This window comes from Pseudomonas sp. RIT778, assembly GCF_019718735.1.
Lineage (GTDB): Bacteria > Pseudomonadota > Gammaproteobacteria > Pseudomonadales > Pseudomonadaceae > Aquipseudomonas > Aquipseudomonas aphyarum.
Genome location: NZ_JAIHBA010000002.1, coordinates 201,622 through 222,435 on the forward strand (window position 1 = coordinate 201,622; position 20,814 = coordinate 222,435).

The following is a 20,814-nucleotide window of genomic DNA, read 5'->3' on the forward strand; positions in this document are numbered from 1 at the left end:
GCCGTGGCGAACGCCGATGCCGCCGCGCAAACCTTGCTGCGCGAAGACTTGAAGACGCAGCTCAAGGCGAACCTGCCGGACTATATGATCCCGGCGCACCTGTTGTTCCTCGCCAGCCTGCCGCTGACGCCGAACGGCAAGATCGATCGCAAGGCCTTGCCGAGTGTCGAGAGTGTGGTTTCGGCCGGAGACTTTGTGGCACCGATCGGTGAGCTGGAACAGCAGATCGCAGCGATCTGGCAGAACGTGCTGGAACTCGATCAGGTAAGCCGCGAAGACCACTTCTTCGAGCTGGGCGGGCATTCGTTGCTGGCCACGCAGGCGGTGTCGCGTTTGCGCCAGTTGACCACCGGCACGCTGGGTCTGCGGGATCTGTTCAACCATCCGCGCCTCAAGGATCTGGCGGCGTGGATGAGTCAGGCTCAGGCGCCGACGGCTACCGACGCTGGCAGCCAGGCCTTGCCGCTCAAGGCCTTTGGCGCCAAGTCGACGGCACCGTTGTCGCTGGTGCAGCGCCGCTTGTGGGTCGCCGAGCAGTTGTCCGGCGGCAGTTCGGCGTACGGCATGCCGCTGGCTTTGCGCTTGCGCGGCGAGCTGTCGACCGAGCGGTTCATCAGCAGCTTCGCCGAAGTGGTGCGCCGTCATGAGGTGCTGCGTACCGCGTATTCCCAGGACGATGAAGGTGATCCGATCGCCTTGATCGCCGAGCAGGTCGACGTCGATTTTCCGGTGCTCGATCTGTCCGGTCTGTCGCGCAGTGCCCAGGAAGAGCAGGTGGCGCAGGCGGTGCTGGACAATGCGCACACGCCGATCGACCTGGAGCAGGCGCCGCTGTGGCGCGGGCGCATCCTGCACCTCTCGCCGACCGAGCATGTGCTGCTGTTCTCGATGCACCACATCATCTCCGACGGCTGGTCGATGGGCGTGCTGGTCAACGAGCTGGTGCAAATCTACGAGCTGAGCAAGGCGGGCGACCACACGCCGTTGCCGGCGCTGGACGTGCAGTACTCGGACTTCGCCCTGTGGCAACAGAAACTGGAGCGCGCAGGCGTTCTCGGTCAGCAGGCGGCTTACTGGAAAGACCGGCTCGACGGTTACAGCGGGCAGCTGAACCTGCCACTGGACAAGCCGCGCGGGGCGGTGGCGTCGTACGACGGCGATGCCGTGCAGTTCCGTCTGCCGGCGGATCTGAGCCAGGGCTTGCGCAAGGTCTCCACCGACGCCGGGGTGACGCTGTACAGCACGCTGCTGGCGTCGTTCCAGGTGCTGTTGCATCAGTTCAGCGGCGGTGACGATGTGCTGGTCGGCGCGGACGTTGCCGGGCGTGAGCAGCCGGCGCTGGAACGTCTGATCGGCTTCTTCGTCAACGTGTTGCCTCTGCGTTCGCGCTTCGAGGCGCACAGCGCGTTCTCGGACTTCCTGGCCCGCACGCAGGACAACCTGCTCGGTGCGCTGGAGCATCAGGACCTGCCGCTGGACATGATCGTCGAAAGCTGTGGCGTGCCGCGTCACAAGGGCATGAACCCGCTGGTGCAGGTCTTGTTCGTGATGAACAACCTGCCGGGGCGCACGCAATCGATGGGTGGCTTGAGCGTTGAACCGCTGGCGGCGTTGCAGACCCATTCTAAATTCGACATGGCATTGTTCGTTGACGAAGAAGAAGGGCAATTGCTGGGTAATTGGCAATTCGCCACAACCTTGTTCGGACACGAGCGCATTCAGTACCTGGTGAAGGCCTGGATAGCCCTGTTGGAACAGATCGTCGCTGATCAGGACATTCAATTGGGAGCTATCAGCATGCCAGTCGACAATTTCGCAGTGGCCGCCAAACCCGCTGCGCCCGGACCCAAGGCCGACAAACTGGGCAAGTTCCTCAAGCGCGGCGCCGCCCCGGTGGCCAAGGTTCGCCCGGCCCCGGTACGTGAATCGCTGATCGCGGCACCCCAGCCATTCCCGCTGCTGGTGGAGCCGAACGAGCCGCAACTGGACTTGATCGAATGGATCAAGAACAACCGGCCGCTGATCGAAGAAAAACTCGCCACCCACGCCGGCATCCTGTTCCGCGGTTTTGAACTCGATGGCATTCAGGGTTTCGAGGCGTTCGCCGAAGCGATTCAGCCGGGCCTGTACGGCCAGTACGGCGACCTGCCGAAGAAGGAGGGCGGCAAGAACACCTACCGCTCAACGCCGTACCCGGAACGCAAGATGATCCTGTTCCACAACGAGAGCTCCCACCAGGACCGCTGGCCGCGCAAGCAGATGTTCTATTGCGAGGTGGCCGCACCGGTGGGCGGTGCGACGCCGGTGGTGGATTGCCGGTTGATGTACGAAAAACTGCCGGCCGACCTGCGTGACAAGTTCGAGTCCAAGGGCCTGCTGTACGTGCGCACGTTCACCGACAACCTCGATGTGTCGTGGCAGCACTTCTTCAAGACCGAAGTCCGCGCCGAAGTCGAAGCCCGTTGCCGGGCCGGCGGCATCGAGTGGCGCTGGCTGGAGAACAACGAACTGCAAACCCGCACACCGGGGCCGGCGATCATTCGTCACCCGATCACGGGCGCCAAGTCGTTCTTCAATCAGGTGCAGTTGCACCACATCTACTGGCTGGAGCCGGATGTGCGTGAGGACCTGTTGTCGATGTTCGGGCCCGAGCGCATGCCGCGTCACGTGTACTACGGCGACGGCACCCCGATCGAAGACGAAGTGATGCAGCGCATCGGCGATCTGTACGAAGAGTGCGCCGTGCGTTTCGACTGGCAGAAAGGCGACGCGATCCTGCTCGACAACATGCTCGTGGCCCATGCCCGTGACCCGTTCGAGGGGCCGCGCAAGATTGTCGTGGCGATGGGCGACATGTACGACCACAGCAGTCTTGAACGTGCGCCGGCCGCCGGGCAAACCGCCCCGGGCGCAGTGAACACCGAGGAAACCGGAGCATGAACGAAGTCATGATGGACACGCAGGAAAGCGGATTCGCCCTGACGCCCGAGCAACAGGCGCTGCTGGAGCAACTGTCGAACACGGCGACCTGCGGTGAGGCCTTGCGCTGGTTGAGTGTGACCCTGGAGGGCGACCTCGATCCGCAACGCCTGCAGGCCGCTTTCGATACGCTGCTGGCGCAACAGCCGATGTTGCTGGCGCAATTGAGCAAGGTCGCCGGTTTCCACGGCCTGCGTCAGAGCGCGATCCCGGTCGCCCGTTTTCCGCTGACGATTCAGGCGGCCGAGCAGGGTGCCGAGGACATTCAGGCGCAGATCGACGAATCGATGGGCCGCGCTTTTGTGGTCGGCGAATCGGCGGGTGTTCAGGCGATGCTGTATCGACTGGCGCCGCAGCAATGGCAGTGCCTGATCGGTATCGCTCGCCACAGTGCCGATGCGCAATCGCTGCATCTGCTGCTGGAGCAGGTGCAGCAAGCCTACGCCGGTGCCGAGTCTGCCGAAGATGAGGCGCCGGGCGAGTTCAGCCAATACCTGGAATGGCGCAGCGAAGTGGTGCTCGACGAAGACGCGAGCACGGCGCGGGCTTATTGGCAGCAACTGCTGCAAGGTGCCCAGGTCGACATCGCCACGCCCTGGCTGGCCGCCCGCAGCGTCAGCCAGACGACGGCCGGCGCCGACTCGCGCCTGTCACTGGTGCTGCAACCGGCGCAACGCGCAGGTTTGCAGGCCCTGGCCGAGCAGCTCGGCCAGCCTGTCGCCACGTTGTTGCAAGGTGCGTGGTGGGTGTTGCTGGGCCGCTTGAGCGGGCTTGAGCAGGTGCTGGTCGGTGTACGCCACGACAGCCGCAGCGACTATGAATACTTCGCCAGCGCCGTGGGGGTTTTCGAGAAAACCTTGCCGCTGTCGGTGTCGTTGCCGGCCGGTGCGGCCTTCAGCGACTGGCTGGTGGAACTGGCCGCGCGCCTCGAAGAACATCGCACCTGGCAGGAATACTGGACCCCGGATCTGGCACCGGATGCGGCGCGGCCGGTCTACGGCTTTACCCTCGGCCAGGCCGGTCGCAGCGGTAACAGCGGCGGTTTGCGCTGGACGATGTCGGATGCCTTGCCGGTGCAGCCCGATGCCTTTGAATGCTTGTTGCAGGTGCAACTGGACGACGCACAGCAACCGGCGGCGGTGGAACTGCGGTACGCGAGCTCGCGTTATTCGCCGGCAGCCGCGAGCGTGGTGCTGGAGCAGTTCGGCGTTCTGCTGGATTCGATCCGGGCCGCCCCGCACACCCCGCTGGCGCAGCTCAACTTGCTCGGTCATGCCGAAGAGCAGCGTTTGCTGGCCATCAATCCATCAGCGCAGCCATTGGCCGACAGCCGTTTTCTGCCGCAGCGCATCGCCGATCTGATGCTGCGCACCCCGGATGCGATTGCCCTGACCGACGCCGGGCAGTCATTGAGCTACGGCCAGTTGCAAGTCCGCGTGGACAGCGTCGCGCAAGGTCTCAAGGCGCAGGGGCTGGGTGAAGGTTCGATTGTCGCGCTGGCGCTGCCGCGCTCGGCGGATCTGGTGATCGTCATGCTGGCGAGCTGGCGCATCGGTGCGGCCTATCTGCCGCTGGATGTGCAATGGCCGCAGGCACGTCAGGCCTTGATGCTGGAACAGGCTGGCGCCGCACTGTTGCTGACCGACGCCGCGCATCTGCCGGCCTGGCAGGGGCAGCCGCACAAGGCGTTGACCCTGGCAGATGTCAGCCAGTCGAGTGCAGCATTGCCGGCGCTCGCCACCCAAGGCCACGACATCGCGTATGTACTGTTTACCTCCGGCTCCACCGGTGTGCCGAAAGGCGTGGTGATCGAGCATCGGCAACTGCTGAACTACACGGCTCAGGCCAGCCAGGCGCTGGGGCTGGAACAGTGCCGCAACGTCGGTTTCAGTTCGACGGTGGCGGCGGACCTGGGCAACACCGCGTTGTTCGGTGCGTTGTTCAACGGGGCCACGCTGCACGTTGCCAGCGATGAGCAGATGCAGGACGGCGCGCTGTTCGCCGAGTACCTGCAACAGCAGCAGATCGACTGCCTGAAGATCGTGCCGTCGCACCTCGCCGCGCTGCTCGACAGCGAGCGGGCAACCTTGCCGCGCACCCTGGTGCTCGGCGGCGAGCCGATTGCCCCGACCCTGATCGAGCGCATTGCGCGGTTGCGCAGCGACTGCCGGGTGTTCAACCACTACGGTCCTACCGAAGCGACGGTCGGGGTCATGGTTCATCCGCTGGATCTGCACGGCGCTGCCGGCGATTGTTCGGCGCTGACTCAGGTGTTGGGCAACAACCAGGTTTACGTGCTGGACGCGCAGTTGCGTCTGGCGCCGGCCGGTGTGCTGGGCGAGTTGTACCTGGGTGGTGCGCAGTTGTGCCGTGGCTACCTGAATGCCGAAGCTGATGAGCAGACGTTCATCCAGAGCCCGTTTGATCCGGCGCAGCGTCTGTATCGCTGCGGCGACCTGGCGCGCTATCGCGTGGACGGCGGCATTCAGTTGCACGGTCGGCGCGATCAGCAGGTCAAGGTGCGTGGCTTCCGCATTGAACTGGCGGAGATCGAAGCCGAGCTGCTGCGCCTTGCGCCGGTGGCCGAAGCGCTGGTGCTGCCGGCCGCGTCGGCCGAGCAGGGATTGCTGGCCTTTGTCGTCGCGCATCAGGGCCTGTCGGCGGGCTTGCTGGACGCTACACGCGCCGAACTGAGCGCTCGTCTGCCCGGCGTGATGGTGCCGCAGCATCTGCAATTGATCGACCGTTTCCCACGGTTGGCCAACGGCAAGATCGACCGCAAGGCATTGCAGCAACTGGCGGGCAGGGCGGCGGATGACGAAGGTGTCGCGCCGCGCGATGCACTCGAGCAATTGCTGGCTTCGCGCATGGCGCAGTTGCTCGGGCTCGAGCGGCTGGGGGTTGATCGTGACTTCTTTGCCGCCGGTGGCCATTCGTTGCTGGTGATCAAGCTGGTGGCCGGGATTCGCAAGTTGCTGCAGTGCGAAGTTCATCCGGGGCTGGTCTTCGATCATCCGACCGTGGCATCGCTTGCAATGGCGTTGCGGGCGGTGGAAAGCACCCCGGGCCAGTTGGAGAAAATGGCCCAGGTACGCCTGCGCATGGACGCGATGAGCCCCGAGGAAAAGGCCCGCCTGGCCGAGCAGGCGCGGCAGCTGCAAGCCGCCAAGGCTGCGCAAGGCAGCTGACATGGCATGAAACAAAAGGCCGTCGCCCAACAGCGTCGGCCTTTTTTTTAACTTTTCGCGCTAATGATAAATAAACTCATTCCGGTTTTTTGGAGGTGCTGCGTCTTACTAAGGTATGTGGGCAAATTGGGTCGGGCAGGGCAGCCAGGTCACCGGATTTGTTCAGCGAAAAATTTCGCCGTTGTCCAGCCAGATGACCGTGCCCGGGGAGGGGCCGGTCGACCGCGCACTGACAGATCGCCCGAGGGCCATCGAGTGCGCGGCTCACTTGTGCAGACAGCGGCGGGCCCTTCGGCCCAATGGATTTCCACTTCTACCAATAATAGAGAGCACGATGTCAGCAATTCATGAGTTGAAACCTCTGTTCAAGGCACTCGTCATGTCCCGCGGCCTGCGTTCGCGCCGAGTGTTGACCGGTCTGGGGCTGGTCTGCGTATTGCCGCTCAGCGCTCAAGTGATGGCTGAAGACGTCAGCATCAACATCCCGGCCCAATCGCTGCCGCAGGCATTGCAGGCGTTCGGTCAGCAGACCAACCAGCAAGTGATCTACAACGCTGACGACATGGCCGGACTCAAGAGCCACGCGGTCAGCGGCAAGATGAGCCCGCAGGCGGCCATCGCCGAATTGCTCCGCGGCACCGGCGTGCGTTACAGCATCGAGGGCAACACCCTGATGCTGGTGCGCGGCACGGCCACACAGGGTCTGGAACTGGGCGCGACCAACATCAGTGCGCAACAGGTCGGGGCAACCACCGAAGGCAGCAACTCGTACACCTCCAACGCCGTCACGATCGGCAAGGGCACTCACACCCTCAAGGAAATTCCGCAGTCGGTCACCGTGATGACCCGCAAGCAGATGGACGATCAGGACCTGGTCGACCTCAAGGACGCGCTGAACCAGACCACCGGCATCGTCGGCCTGCAGGGCGTCGGCAAGGGCATCATCATCTCTTCGCGCGGTTTCCAGATCGACGACTGGCAGTACGACGGCGTGCCGATTCCACGTAACAACTACTCGCTGGGCAACTGGGCGACCCAGGACCTGATCTTCTTCGACCGTCTGGAAATCCTGCGCGGTGCATCCGGCCTGTTGCAAGGGACCGGCAGTCCTGGCGGTGCCATCAACCTGGTGCGCAAACGCGGTCAGGCGGCACCGACCGTGAGCATCACCGGCAAGGCCGGCTCGTGGGATCACTACGGCCTGCAACTGGACGCGGGCGGCCCGCTGAACCAGGCCGGCACTATCCGTGGCCGTCTCGTTGCCGATGAAGACCAGAGCGATTCCTTCGTCGACTACGAATGGAGCAAGACCCACTCGCTGTACGGCTCGCTGGACTTCGACCTGAGTGACGACACCACCCTGGGCCTGGCGGTCAGCCGCACCGAGGCCGAGTCGCGTCCGATGATCCGTGGCCTGCCGCGTTACGCCGACGGCAGAATGCCGGACGTTTCGCGTTCGACCTACGGCGGTGCCAAATGGAACCACTCGCAGATCAACGTCACCACCCTTTACGCTGACCTCGAACACCGTTTCAACGACGACTGGGCGTTCAAGGTCGGTGCCGTGCAGATGACCGAAACCAACGAGTCGAAAAGCCAGCGTCTGCAAAGCTCCGGTGCCGGTCTCAAGCCTGACGGCAGCGGTATTCAGTACGCCGATTTCATCACCGACTTCGACTCCACCAAGGTCGGTCTCGACATGAACCTCACCGGCAAGTTCGAAGCCTTGTCGATGCAGCAGGAAGTCATGATCGGCGGCAACTACTCCCAGCTGGAGACGGATGACCAGCTCGCCCGTACCTTCAACAACAACGCCACCGACACGATCTTCAACGTCAATAACGATCGTCCGGACATCAGCTACGACAGTCTGCTCAACACCGCCGGCGGCCGTGCCACCGACAGCAAGTACGATATTCGTCAGAAAGGTCTGTATGGCACCTGGCGCGTCAAACCGGTCGACGACCTGACGCTGGTGCTGGGTTCGCGCGTCAGCTGGTATGACTACAGCTACAAGTCCAAGAACCGCGCTGCCTTCAGCGATGAATACGTCGCTGCCGACCCGAGCAAAACCAACGAAACCGGTGAAGTCACCCCTTACGCCGGTATCGTCTACGACCTGAGTCGCGAGTGGGCGGTGTATGCCAGCTACACCGACGTGTTCCAGCCGCAGACCGTGCGCGATGCCAACGGCACGATGCTCAAGCCGATCATCGGCAGCAACTACGAAATCGGCCTCAAGGGCGAGCTGATGGACGGCCGGGTTAACACCTCCCTGGCGCTGTTCCGCTACGACCAGAAAAACCGTGCGGTCGATGATGTTTCCGGCGGCATGGAATGTGACGGCTGGTACTGCTCCACGGCGGCGGGCAAAGTGCGCAGCCAGGGTCTGGACGCCGAGATCAGTGGTGCTGTGACCGACAACCTGCAACTGTTTGCCGGTTACACCTACAACACCACCAAGTACCTCGACGATCCTGACATGGAAGGTCGCACGTTCAGCACCTGGACACCGAAACACATGCTGCGTGTGTGGGGCAACTACCAGTTCACCGGTGATTTGAACCGTCTGAGCACCGGGCTTGGTTTCACCACTCAAAACCACACCCTGGGCTACGAAGGCTCTTACGAGGTGGCGGGTTACACCGTGTGGAACGGCCGTGTCGCTTACCAGCTGACACCGGAGATCAGCCTGGCGGTCAACGCGAATAACCTGTTCGACAAGAAGTACGTCAACGCGGCGTACAACCAGCTCAGTGGTAACAACAACTTCGGTGACCCACGCAACGTGATGTTCTCCGTGAAGTACACCCCGCAGTTCTGATGCACTGACCGGGTGCCGAACCGGCCCACGCTCCTGAACAAGGAGGGTGGGCCGGTTTTTTTATGCCCGGAGTTTCTCGCCGGCACCTTGCTGAAACAAAGCACACCCGAACAAAACAGCAGGCATGAAAAAACGCAGAGGCCGAGGCGTCTGCGTTTTTTGTGTTGCCGAAGGGTCAGTCCCGCGTCACGCCCTCGCAGGCGAGGAGCACGGATTCAAACGAGTCCAGCAGGCTTTCGCCATAGATCATGCTGCGGTGCGGCAATGGCGAATGGACGGAACCTTGCAACTGCCCACTGAGGTTGTACTGGCGCAGGACCTGCTCCGAGTGCAGCACTTGCTCCAGGGTCTTGTGCTGCAACGACCACCAGCAGCTGGCCTTGACCTTGAGGGTTGGCAGCGAGAACGCATCGAAACTCTTGACCAGCCGCTCGTGGATGTCGAACGCCTGGGCGTTCATGATTTCCTGTTTGATGGCCTCCAGCGTGGCGATCATTTCCTGTTCGTCGGTGGCGGCCTGCTGGCTGGCCCACTGATAAAAGGCCTTGAGGCTGGTTGTCGGGTTCTCGGCGATGTAACGCGCCGCAGGCTCTTCCAGATGGGCAAACATCAGGCTGAACATTTCCACGGCAACGGACAGTTCGTTGTCTGCGCTGAGGTACTCGGGGTTGTCTTCCTCCAGCGGTTTGCGTGGCAGATCCGCAGGGAAGATGCTTTCCGGCAGGGTGGTGTCGACCAGACCCAGAAACGTCACCTGTTTGCCCTGGCGCTCCAGTGCAGCGGCCACGTCCATGGCGATCGCGCCACCCAGCGACCAGCCCATCAGGCGATAGGGGCCGTCGGGGTGCTTTTCGACAATCTGTTCGGTGTATTCGGCAATCATCTCGGGCCAGGTCTGGGTGCTGGCGTCCTTGTCGGCGAAGCCTTTGTGCATGATGCCGAAGGTGCGAGCGTGCTTGCTCAGACGCTTGGCCAGCGGCTGATAACAGAAGACGATGCCGCCGCTCGGGTGCAGACAGAACAGCGGTGTAGCGGTTGACGTGGCGCCGGTCAGCTCGACCACGCATTGCACCTGCTGTTGATGTTCCATGCCGATGAACCGGGCCAGCACTTCGACCGTGGGGTGCGCGAGCATTTGTTGCAGGGCCAGTTTGATCCCCAGGCGCGCGTTCAAGGCGGAAATGAACTGAATGGCCAGAATCGAATGGCCGCCCAGCTCGAAGAAATTGTCGTCCAGGCTCACACGCTCGACATGCAGCGCCTCTTGCCAGAGTTCGGCCAGTGCTGTTTCGAGGGGCGTTTGCGGCGCACGGAACGGCCGGTGTGCCTGATGCAGATCGGGCAGTGGCAGGGCTTTGCGATCCAGTTTGCCGTTGGGGCTCAGTGGCAATGCACTCAGCACCACCAGGTGAGCAGGGATCATGTAGTTGGGCAGGCGCACCTTCAATTCTGCCTTGAGGGCTTCGCGCAGTTCGTCCTCGGGTGGCTCGCTCGCATGCGGCACGACATAGCCGATCAACTGCGTGCCGGTCGCGCCTTCGTGGGCGACGACCACGGCCTCACGTACGGCTGGCCACTGCAGCAGGCAGGACTCGATTTCGCCGAGCTCGATGCGGAAGCCGCGAATTTTCACCTGGTGGTCGAGGCGCCCGACATATTCGATCACGCCGTCGGCGCCATAGCGGGCCAGATCGCCGGTGCGATAGAGGCGTCCGCCCCGGTTGCTGAACGGGTCCGGGATGAAGCGTTCGGCGGTCAGCTCCGGTCGATTGAAATAGCCCCGCGCGAGCAGCTCGCCGGCAATCATCAGTTCGCCCACGGTGCCGACGGGCACCGGCTGACCGCCGCTGTCGAGCAGGTACACGGCACGACCGGCCAGCGGTCGACCAATCGGCATGGCTTTGGGCAGGGGAATGCGCCCGGTGACGTAGTCGCTGCAATCGAGCAGCGTGGAGTCGACGGTCGCTTCCGTCGGGCCGTAGACATTGAGCAATCGCACGTGGCCGAGACCGGCCTGGCCCCAGGCCGCGACCGCTTCCGGTGGCATGGCTTCGCCGCCGACCACCACCTGACGCAGCGATCCGTAGTCCCGTGGGCCGGCGGCCGCGAAGTCCTTGGCCAGCAAGTTCCAGTACGTCGTGGTCAGTTCGCTGACGGTGAATTTTTTCTCCAGCAGCTGCTGATACCAGGTTTCGCTGTCCCAGATGTCCTGCCCGCGCAGCACCACCGAAGCGCCGCAGATCAGCGCCGGGTAGAGCTGATCGACAAACGCATCGAAATTGAACGTGCCGTATTGCAGCAAACGGTCGGCAGGCGTCAGACCGTGGAACTCCCGACCGATTTGTGCGTGACGGGTCAGGGCGCCGTGAGTGATGCCCACGCCTTTCGGGCGACCGGTGGAGCCCGAGGTGAACATCACGTACGCCAGATTGCTGGCGAAAGTGCGGCAGGGCGGGTTGTCGACAGGTTGGTCATCGAGCGGATCAACCTCATCGACGCACACCACCTTGACCGATGACGGCGACGGCAGGCGCTCAAGCAGCGAATCCTGCGCCAGCAATACATCCAGGCCGCTGTCCTCGATCATCCAGGCCAGGCGTTCCTGCGGGTAGTCGGGGTCGAGCGGGACATAGACCCCGCCGGCCTTGAGCACCGCCAGCAGGCTGATGATCATGTGCGCCGAGCGCTCGACGGCGATGCCCACGCGGACTTCGGGGCCGACGGCGCACGCGACCAGGGTGTTCGCCAGTCGATTGGCCGCCGAATTGAGCCGGGCATAACTCACGTGCAGGTCATTGACGATCAGTGCCACCGCGTCCGGTGTGGCCAGCGCCTGACGCTCGAACAACTGGTGCACGCCTTCGTCGGGCAAGGCCGAGGCGGGCGGGTTCCATTGTTCGAGCTGCACGTGGCGTTCATCGCGGCTCAGCAGCGGCAGTTCGCTCAACGCGCAGCGCGGATCTTCGGTGATCGCGTGCAGCAGGTTCTGCCACTGACCGGCCAGGCGTTCGAGGGTCGCGGGCGTGTAGAGGTCGCGGCTGTATTCGAGGCTGGCGTCGATGCGCTCCAGCGAATAGGCGATGTCCAGCGACAGGTCGAATTTGGCCTGGGTCGTGTCCGCCGGGAGGAAGTCCAGCGCCAGGTCGCCCAACATCAGCGGACCCTCGCCGGAGGCCTCGGTGCGCCAGTTGAACAGCGTTTGAAACAACGGATTGATCTGTCCGTTCGCCCGCAGTTGCAGGTCGTCGAAGCTCAGCTCCAGCGGGTAGTCGGCATGATCCAGCGCGGCGAGGGTTTCGCGGCGCAGGCGCTGGAGAAAATCCTGGCACGGCAGCTGTGGATCGATGCGCACGCGGTAGACCTGGGCGCTGACAAAAAAGCCCACCAGCTCCTGGGTTTCGCTGCGATTGCGGCTCGCATTCGGCACGCCGACCGTGAAGTCCTGCTGGTTGCTGTAGCGGCTCAGCAGCAGTTGCCAGGCACCGAGCGCCACCACAAACGGCGTCAGTCCCCACTGTTGGCAGAAGCGGTTCAAATTCTGTGTCAGTGCCGTCGGCAGGCTGAAGTCGTGTTTGCCGGCCGGGTGGGTCTGCTGCTCGTGACGAGGAAAGTCGGTCGGCAGTTCCAGCGGCGGCAGGGTCTGCCCGAGGTAGTTGCGCCAATAGTCGGCACTGGCGGCACACGCGGCGCTGTCGAGGTATTCGCCGCGTTGCCAGTTGGCGTAGTCGGCGTACTGGATGGCCGGTCGGCGCAGCGGCGACGAATCGCCCGCCACGACCTGTTCATAGGCCTGCATCAGGTCCTGCATGAGAATGGCGTTGGACCAGGCATCGGAGGCGATGTGGTGCATGTTCATCAGCAGCAGGTGTTCAGTGTCGGCGGTCTGCAGCAGCGTCGCGCGCATCAGCGGCGCGGTTTTCAGATCGAAGGGCAGACCGGCCTCGACGGCGATGCGTCGGGCAAGTTCGGGGTCGCGTGTTTCGGCGCTCAGGTGGCGCAGGTCTTCGAAGGCCAGTTCGAGTGTCGCTTGTTCATCGACGACCTGCATCGCCACGCCGTCGATCTCGACGATCGCGCTGCGCAGCACGTCGTGGCGTGCGATGACTTTGTTCAGCGCCGCTTGCAGATGCCGGGCTTGCACAACGCCGTTCAGGCGCACGGCACGGGGCAGGTTGTAGGCGGCACTGTCGGGCGTCAGCTGTTGCACGAACCACAAGCGTTGCTGGGCGAAGGAGAGCGGCGCCGGGACCGGGTGGGGGCGGGCCGGGATGCCTTGAAGTTGCACGCCGGCATCAGCCATCAGCAGCGCCAGCACTTCATCATCGAGTAAGTCGTTCATCGGTCTCTCGTGGTTGGCAGCGCCGTGGTCGCTGACGGCGTTGCCGACAGTCGGGTCCACGGCGATAAACATTCAGGTAGAAGGCCGACAGCGCACAGGCGCTGTCGGCTGAAAGAGCGCTTTCGCTCAGGCGGTTTCGAGGGGCTTTTTGTGGGTGACGACCCGGCCACCCTCCATGCGCACCAGTTGATCGGCGACGTCGAAATAGCGGTCGTCGTGGGAGATCACGATGATGGTCTTGCCCATCTGTTTCAGTTCCGGCAGCAACTCGGTGTAGAAGATCCGCCGGAACGCCGGGTCCTGGTCGGCGGCCCATTCGTCGAACACCAGCACCGGACGTTCCTCCAGCCAGGCGTTGATCAGGGCCAGACGCTTGCGCTGGCCGGTGGACAGATCGGTGGTGCTGAACACGCCGTCCTGAATGCTCACCTTGTGCGCGATTTCCAGGCGCTCCAGATACCGGCCGGCATCGGCAGGGACCTGTTGATCGCCCTGAACCAGCTCATCGAACAGGTAGTAGTCGGCAAAAATCGTGGTGAACAGCTGGCGGTAGTCATCGCGGGCCCGGGCATCGACCACCTGACCGTTGAGCAGGACTTCACCGCGCTGTGGCGCATACAGCCCCAGCAGCAGTTTGATCAGGGTGGTCTTGCCGCCGCCGTTCTCGCCGACGATGAACACGATGTCGCCCTGAGCGATGTTCAGATTGACCGGGCCCAGTTCGAAGGCGGCGCTGCCTTTGACCGGGGGAAAGGCGTAATGCACGTTGTGCATTTGCAGCTGCTGGACCGGGGTTTTGCTCACCGGCGCGGATTCGCTCAACAGCAGGTGCGGCTCCGGCGAGGAAAATTGCTCGGCCAGATCGTTGATGCGCTTGAACGCGATGTTCGCGCGGCTGATCACCGGCAGGGTGGTGATCAGGTATTCCAGCGGGCCTTTCATGTACAGCAGCACCAGCACGAAACCGCTGAGCACCGCTTTGTCAGTGCCCAGCCACAATGACTGCAGGGCCAGCACCAGGCCGATGACCACGAAAAACAGCATCGAGCCGAACGTCTTGGCTATCACGAAAATGTTGACCGAACGAATGTGGGTCCGGCAGATGAAATCGGCGGTGCCTTCGATGCGCTGGCTGAACATGCGCTGGCGACGCGGCCGATGAATGCGCAACTCCTTGGCGCCGGCGGCAATCGCGCTGTAGTGCTTTTGCAGCTCATCTTCGGCTTCGCGAGCGGTTTCGAAGCCTTTGATGCCTTTGTTGCGGGCGACGTATTGCACCGCGATACCGACCACCAGGGCCACCAGCAGCAGGATGAACATCGGCAGCGACAGGAACGCCAGATAGCCCAGGCAACCGAGCGTCACGGTAAAGGCGATGGCCAGCGGCGCGAAGGAAAAGGCGAAATCGCTGACCGTGTCGACGTCGTGGGTCAGCACCGGAATCAGGCGGTGGCTGCGGAACCGTTCAATTTGTTCGATGGGCGCCAGCAGGACCTTTTCACCCAGGGATTTACGCAGCCCGGCAATGATGTGCTGGCCGACGTGGTTGGTGCCGATGTCCGACAGAATCGAGGTCAACAGGGCAAAGGCGCAGAGGCCGGCAAACGTCGCCAATACCGTGGCCGAAGGGCTGCCGGCGCCGTTCAGGGCTTTGTTGATGGTCGCCAGCAGGGCGGTGACGCTGACGCCACCGAGCATGCCGAGCAGGATCGACAGCGCCACGACGACCCGGTAAGGCTTGAGCAGGCCGAGGACTTCACTGATGGCTCCGCGCGATTTTGTGGTCATGGAGGTTTCCGCTTTTGGTGCCGGTCAAGGCATTGGTTCAAGGGTAGGGCTGGTTAAAAGACGAAACCCGCGGGCAGCGATTTAGCCGCCCGCGGGTTTATCGAGGACTCAAGCGACGAGCGAGCGGCGGGTGCCGCTGCGGTGCTCGCGGTTAGAGGTCGCGCGCCACGCGAAAACCGATCCAGTCGCCACGCTCGGTCGGCACCAGCGCATTGCGGTTGCCGGAGCGGGAGAACACCGGCGCTTCGCCCCAGTCGTTGCCGCGAATGCGCTTGAACTGGCACTTGCCGGTCTCCCACGCACTGCCGTCACTCGGCGCGCCTTCGTAGTTTTCGTTGTAGCAATCGGCGGTCCATTCGTAGACGTTGCCGTGCATGTCGTACACACCGAAGGCGTTGGGCGGGAAGCTGCCGGCCGGCGCGGTGAAGTTGTAGCCGTCGGCCGCACCGTAGGTATTGGCGTGCTTGGCGATGCTGTATTCCTTGCCCTCATCGAACGGGAACGGGAACGGCCCGGTGGTGCCGCCACGGGCGGCGTATTCGCGCAGGGACTCACTCACCAGCCGATATTGCTTGCCGGTCTTTTTCGACAGCCAGGCCACGTACGCGTTGGCCTCGGCGAAGTCCATGCACACTGCCGGGTGCTTGTCGGTGTACTGCTTGCGCGGGTCGCTGCCGGCGTAATCCGGGATCCCGGCCTTGCACGCGCGGCCCGGGCGGGTATCGCCATCGGGCATGACGTAACCGGTGTCCTTGAGGTAGGCAAACCATTCGCCCTTGAGCACCTGGAAACGGCTGATCGCCAGCGGCTTGGCGAACGTCACCGGGTGCATCGGGCCTTCGTCGGGCTCACGGCCGACTTCATCTTCTGGCGTGCCCATGGTGAAGGTGCCGGTGGGCAGCACGACCATTTCCGGACAGTCCTTGCAGTCCTTGAACACCTTGCCCGGTGCCGGCGGGGTGGCGGCCTGGGCGGTGGTCGGCAGCAGGCAAGCGGCGAGGGCGGCGAGCGTCAGCGCCGACAGGCTTTTCAAAGCAAAACGAGGCAGTTCACTGTTCATTTCGAGTCTCGTCAAAAGGAAAAAGGTTCGGCTCACAGCGCCTGATCCAGCACGGCCAGCAGGCGGTCGATCTGGGCTTCGTCGTTGAGCAGGCCCGGCGCGGTGCGGATCACTGGCCCGACATCGCGCTCGACGGCGTCGGCCACGACTTTGTTGGCCATCAGGTGCGCGGCGATCTTGTCGCTGTTCTTGCCAGTGACCCGGAAGAAGGTGAAGCCGGCGGAAAACTCAGGGCTCAAAGGCGTGACCAGCTCGATCTGCGGGCGTTGCAGCAGGCGTTTTTTCAGGTAGCTGTTGAGCTCATGAATGCGTGCCTGCACGTCGGCCTTGCCCAGTTGCAGGTGCAACTTGAACGCCTCGGTCAGCGCCCAGCGGTGTTCGAAAGCGTGATAGCCGCCCGGGGTCATGGTGGTGGAGAAATGCTCGGCCTCGGAAAAGGTTGGAATGATCGGCGTGACGTATTTCACTTCCGGCGTGCGGCTGACCACGATCCCGGTGCCGCGCGGGCCGAACATCCATTTGTGGGTGCCGGCGATGAAGAAGTCGCAGTTCATGGCCGGGAAGCTCACGTCTTCCACGCCGAAACCGTGCACGCCGTCCACCACATAGATGATGCGGTCGGCTTCGCTGCGCCCGCGGTTGTGTTTGTCGACCAGCGCACCGATGTCGGCGAGCGGCAGTTTCACGCCGCTGCCCGAATGCACCCAGCACATGCCCAGCACGCGGGTTTCCGGGCGGATGCTGCGGTCGATATTGGCCAGCAGTTCATCCTTGCTGATCCGGTAAGGATCCTTGAACAGACGGATCTTGCGCACCTTGGTGCCGTCACGCTGGGTGCGCAGTTCGAGGATGGTGTGCGTTGCGTAATGCTCGTGGGCCGTGGTGAGGATTTCCTGATCGGCGCGCACCTGCACGCCGCCGTAAATCATCGCCAGGCCTTCGGTGGTGCTGCCGGTGAGCGCAATCTGCCGGGCATCGGCCTGCACGTATTGGCCGGCCAGCACGCGCACGGCTTCCTCGCGTTTTTCGGTGACGCCGTGGTCCCAGTCCATCGCCAGCCCGGGGTTCTTGTCGAGGGCGGCGCGGTGCATTTCGATCGCCTCGCGCACCGGGCGCGGGTGGGTGGTGATCAGGAAGTTGGAGAAGTGCAGCCACGCCGGATCCTGATCGAACAATTGCTGCAACTGCGCCCACTTGTTGCGTGGCAGCGAGGCGGCGGTCGAAGCGTTGGCGATGTTCGGCAGGCTCGCACCCAATGGCAATGCGGCGGCGAGGATCCCGGCCTGCTTGAGAAAGTCACGACGGTTGCTCATGGCTTGGCGGCTTCCCGGGCAGTGGCCAGTGCCGGTTTGGCGGATTTTTCCACCTGGTCCCAGACCCGCAGGAAATTGCCGCCCCAGAGCTTGGCGATATCGGCTTCGGTGTAACCGCGCGACAGCAGTTCAGCGGTCACGTTGCGGATCTCGCCGACGTTCTCCCAGCCTTTGACGCCGCCACCTTCGTTGAAGTCCGAGCTGATGCCGACGTGGTCGATACCGATCTTTCTGACCGTGTAATCGATGGCGTCGCCCAGATCCTTGAGGCTGGCCTTGGGTTCGCCTTCGAGGATCGCGTAGAGCTGGCCGGCGTATTCGCCGAACTTCTGCTCCGACCACGCCGAGATGATCGGATCGCCCGGCATCAAGGCCATGGCCAGGTTCGGCAGCGGCGGCAGGTCGTAGCGTTTGCGCAGTTCATTCAGCTTGTCCTGAGTGCCCTGGGTCAGTGGGCGCAGGTATTGCGAGAAGCCGACGATCTGCACCACGCCACCGCTGTTCTTGATCAGCTGCATTTCCTTGTCGCTGAGGTTGCGCGGGATATCGACCATGGCGCGCGGCGCCGAGTGCGACGCCACCAGCGGGGTGCGGCTCAGTTGCGCGACTTGCTCCAGGGCCTTGGTCGACATCTGCGACACGTCGATGATCACGCCCAGGTCGTTCAGGCGTTTCACCGCTTGCTTGCCCAGGTCCGAAAGACCGTCGAGGGCGTCCGGCGAATCATTGAAGAACGGCAGCGGGCGCGACGAGTCGGCCCAGTCGTTGTTGCCGATGTAACTGAAGCCGAACATGCGCATGCCGCGCGCCGTCCACAGGTCCAGCAGGTTCAGGTCGTGGCCCAGCGGGTAGGCGTTGAGCATGCTGATGAAGATCGCGAACTTGCCTTCGCCGTGCAGGCGCCGGAAGTCGTCGGCGGTGTAGGCGATGCCGACCTGGTTGGGGAAGTCGCGGACCATGCCGGAAATGATCTTGTAGCGGATTTCCTGCTGGTTGCGCGCCTCGTCGACGAAGCCGGCGGTGGGCTTGTGCGGGGCATTGGCGCCGTTCCAGATTTCCGGCCAGCCGAAGATCGTCAGTGCCGCGCCGGACAGGCGTCCGCGATTGGCCTTGACCAGGTCGAACTGGTCGCTGCCGTCCTTGTCGACTTCGTGGCCGGTGGTGCCGAAGTTCTGGGTGATGGTGATGTGGCTGTCGAACGAGAGCATGTGTTCGTGCAGCTCTTCGGCCTGCTGCATGACTTTGCGAGGGTAGCCGGGATTGTCCTTGAACCAGATATCCCAGACCGCGAAACCGGCGCCGGCGCTGATCGCCAGGGCCAGCGGCAGGCCGATGTAAAGAGCCTTTTTCGAACGTGGTTTTGTCATTGCCATCTCAGTCAGGTTCGCCGTCGAGGTGCAGGCACAGAGGCCTTTGCTATCTGGGAAGAACGAGCGGGCGCGGGAGAAAATTAGTCCGCCCCGAGGGCGCTTAAATTTGTTCGCTCAGCAAACGTTCTAGCTTGGATAAAGCCTGCTTCAGGGCTGAACACAGGTAGGGCAATGAGGATTTCTCGACGATGGTTCATGGCAGGCCTGGCGCTGACCGGCGCTGCCGTACCTGCAGCTTATTTCGGGCATCGCGAATGGACGAAGCCCGACCCGACGATCACCCCCGGTGAGGCGTCTTTCGATGTCGCCGACGTGGCCGGGCAACGCCTGGCGAATGCGTTGCGCGGGGTCTGGAAGATCCGCTTCGTCGGGCGTGATGCGGGCCTGGACGGCTTGCCGGCCCAGGGCCTGGAAGTGTTCATCGACATCGGTCAGAAAGGCCGGGGCGTGTGCGGTTTTCTCGATACGCCGGAGCGTCTGCGCTCTGCCGACACCCCTCGTTACCGAATACTCTGCGATCTTGCCGGGGCCGAGGCTTCGAAGCTCAGCTGGCGCCTGCTGGGCACCGGCGGCAGCGTCGACTACGAACTGAACATGACCCTCGACGAGGTCTGGGCGGATTTCGGCAACGCCGGCAGCGGCACCCTCAGTGGCAGTGTCCAGCGCCTCGATCGCGCGCTGGCCTTGCCGGCGCAGGATCACCGCTTCATCGCGGTCAAATGCCTGTTCCCCGAAGCCCGCCAGCGCACGCCGCTCAATGCGCCTTTGCTGGCCTGGCTGGTGTCACCCGAGCATCGACTGTTCCACCAGGTGTGGCACGCGACGCGGGACAAATGGCACACGCTGTCCGAGGACAAGCGCAACGCCTTGCGCGGCCTCGGCTGGCAGCCCGGCCCTCGGGATCAGGAGCGTGATGCCCGTGGTCCGCGCAAGGATCGCAACGGTTCGGGCATCGATTTCTTTTTCATGCACCGGCACATGCTCGGGACGGCGCGCTCGCTGCAGGATCTGCCGTCGTGGGAGTTCTTTCCGCTGCCGCAGCCGGAACTGGTGCGCGACCGTCAGGGTTTTGCCCGCTATTTCGATAACCACGACGGCACCGCGCTGCCGCCGACGTGGCTGGCCGATGGCGACGATGAATTCAGCCAGTGGGTCAGCGACATCAAGACCGCCGAGACCTATCAGAGCAACTTCGAGGTCTGGGAGTCGCAGTACCGCGATCCACAGTATCTGTCGAAGATGACCCTCGGTCAGTTCGGCTCCGAAGTCGAACTGGGGCTGCACGACTGGCTGCACATGCGCTGGGCTTCGGTGCCGCGCGATCCGTCCAACGGTCAGCCGGTGCCGCTGGCCCGGGATCTGGACGATTTTGCCGCACGCTGGTTCGCCCCGGAAAACGACTTCCTCGGCGATCCGTTTTCATCTCATGTGAACCCGGTGTTCTGGCATTTCCACGGCTGGATCGATGACCGCGTGGAAGACTGGTTCCGCGCCCACGAGCGTTTCCATCCGGGTCAGGTCACGCGGCTTGAAGTCAATGGTGTGAAATGGTTTGCGCCTGGGCGTTGGGTCGAAGTCGCTGACCCGTGGCTTGGCCCGACGACTCACGGTTGCAGCACTACGCCGGGGTTGCAGGTCGGCAAGTCGGTCGAGATGGATCCGGAAGTCATGAAGCTGGCGCTGCGAATCGTGTTCGGTTCGGATGAGAAGAAGCTGGAAGGATTGTTCCGGCGAGTGCCGAAGCGGCCGTGGTATGCGCGCAATCTGAAGGCCAAAACCGACGCGGTCTGAGGACCGCGTTATCGTTCGCTGGATCGCCCCCATGTAGCAAGCTCGCTTGTATGTTTAGACTTGAAGGGGTGGGCGGGACTAAAAGCTCGATTCCGACTCTAGCCAGTACGGACCGTGGGAGACTTCTCGTCCCGCCCTTTCTACCTAAAGCGCCGATAAGGA

At 63.2% G+C, this 20,814-nt stretch carries 9 protein-coding genes (1 of these 9 only partly in view); 4 read left to right on the forward strand and 5 right to left on the reverse strand.

Annotated features, from left to right (window positions below):
• The 3 genes from K5E37_RS02325 to K5E37_RS02335 all read left to right on the forward strand — a co-directional run.
• A protein-coding gene (locus K5E37_RS02325; RefSeq protein WP_221533014.1) for a non-ribosomal peptide synthase/polyketide synthase crosses the window boundary here: on the forward strand, window positions 1–2,940 show its 3' end. Its footprint begins 10,608 nt before the window's first position; 2,940 of the gene's 13,548 nt are visible here — the last part of the coding sequence; its start codon lies off the left edge, out of view; it ends in the stop codon at window positions 2,938–2,940.
• Window positions 2,937–6,167 (forward strand): non-ribosomal peptide synthetase, encoded by a 3,231-nt coding sequence (locus tag K5E37_RS02330; protein WP_221533015.1) that lies wholly within the window; start codon window positions 2,937–2,939, stop codon window positions 6,165–6,167. Before K5E37_RS02325 ends, K5E37_RS02330 begins: the two co-directional genes overlap by 4 nt.
• 334 nt (window positions 6,168–6,501) lie before the next feature.
• Window positions 6,502–8,991, forward strand: a complete 2,490-nt coding sequence (locus tag K5E37_RS02335; protein WP_221533016.1) for a TonB-dependent siderophore receptor — start codon at window positions 6,502–6,504, stop codon at window positions 8,989–8,991.
• 175 nt (window positions 8,992–9,166) lie between these two features.
• Here the strand turns inward: K5E37_RS02335 and K5E37_RS02340 are convergent, their stop codons facing one another.
• The 5 genes from K5E37_RS02340 to pvdM all read right to left on the reverse strand — a co-directional run bounded on the left by K5E37_RS02340 (window position 9,167) and on the right by pvdM (window position 18,858).
• Window positions 9,167–13,330 carry a non-ribosomal peptide synthetase gene (locus tag K5E37_RS02340; protein ID WP_221533017.1) on the reverse strand — a complete coding sequence of 1,388 codons (4,164 nt, stop codon included), beginning with the start codon at window positions 13,328–13,330 and terminating at the stop codon, window positions 9,167–9,169.
• A 126-nt stretch (window positions 13,331–13,456) separates the two neighbouring features.
• Window positions 13,457–15,118: a cyclic peptide export ABC transporter gene (locus K5E37_RS02345; RefSeq protein ID WP_221533018.1), complete on the reverse strand. Its 1,662-nt coding sequence runs from the start codon at window positions 15,116–15,118 to the stop codon at window positions 13,457–13,459.
• Between the two features lie 151 nt (window positions 15,119–15,269).
• A complete protein-coding gene (locus tag K5E37_RS02350; protein WP_127797451.1) occupies window positions 15,270–16,178 on the reverse strand; it encodes a formylglycine-generating enzyme family protein in 909 nt (302 codons plus the stop codon).
• Window positions 16,179–16,210: 32 nt separating this feature from the next.
• Window positions 16,211–17,491, reverse strand: coding sequence for an aminotransferase class V-fold PLP-dependent enzyme (locus tag K5E37_RS02355; protein WP_221533019.1), 1,281 nt, complete (start codon window positions 17,489–17,491; stop codon window positions 16,211–16,213).
• Window positions 17,488–18,858 (reverse strand): pyoverdine-tailoring dipeptidase-like protein PvdM, encoded by a 1,371-nt coding sequence (gene pvdM / locus K5E37_RS02360; RefSeq protein WP_221533020.1) that lies wholly within the window; start codon window positions 18,856–18,858, stop codon window positions 17,488–17,490. Before pvdM ends, K5E37_RS02355 begins: the two co-directional genes overlap by 4 nt.
• Before the next feature lie 174 nt (window positions 18,859–19,032).
• On the opposite strand from pvdM, the gene K5E37_RS02365 reads away from it, so the two are divergent.
• The gene (locus K5E37_RS02365) at window positions 19,033–20,652 is read left to right on the forward strand and encodes a PvdJ/PvdD/PvdP-like protein (RefSeq protein WP_221533021.1); all 1,620 of its coding nucleotides are present in this window, start codon (window positions 19,033–19,035) and stop codon (window positions 20,650–20,652) included.
• Window positions 20,653–20,814: the final 162 nt, after the last annotated feature.

What these genes read in the sequence shown, in the direction of transcription:
- K5E37_RS02330 (WP_221533015.1), top strand. Translation starts at nt 2,937, where the DNA reads ATGAACGAAGTCATGATGGACACGCAGGAAAGCGGATTCGCCCTGACG.
- K5E37_RS02335 (WP_221533016.1), top strand. Translation starts at nt 6,502, where the DNA reads ATGTCAGCAATTCATGAGTTGAAACCTCTGTTCAAGGCACTCGTCATG.
- K5E37_RS02340 (WP_221533017.1), bottom strand. Translation starts at nt 13,330, where the DNA reads ATGAACGACTTACTCGATGATGAAGTGCTGGCGCTGCTGATGGCTGAT.
- K5E37_RS02345 (WP_221533018.1), bottom strand. Translation starts at nt 15,118, where the DNA reads ATGACCACAAAATCGCGCGGAGCCATCAGTGAAGTCCTCGGCCTGCTC.
- K5E37_RS02350 (WP_127797451.1), bottom strand. Translation starts at nt 16,178, where the DNA reads ATGAACAGTGAACTGCCTCGTTTTGCTTTGAAAAGCCTGTCGGCGCTG.
- K5E37_RS02355 (WP_221533019.1), bottom strand. Translation starts at nt 17,491, where the DNA reads ATGAGCAACCGTCGTGACTTTCTCAAGCAGGCCGGGATCCTCGCCGCC.
- pvdM (WP_221533020.1), bottom strand. Translation starts at nt 18,858, where the DNA reads ATGACAAAACCACGTTCGAAAAAGGCTCTTTACATCGGCCTGCCGCTG.
- K5E37_RS02365 (WP_221533021.1), top strand. Translation starts at nt 19,033, where the DNA reads ATGAGGATTTCTCGACGATGGTTCATGGCAGGCCTGGCGCTGACCGGC.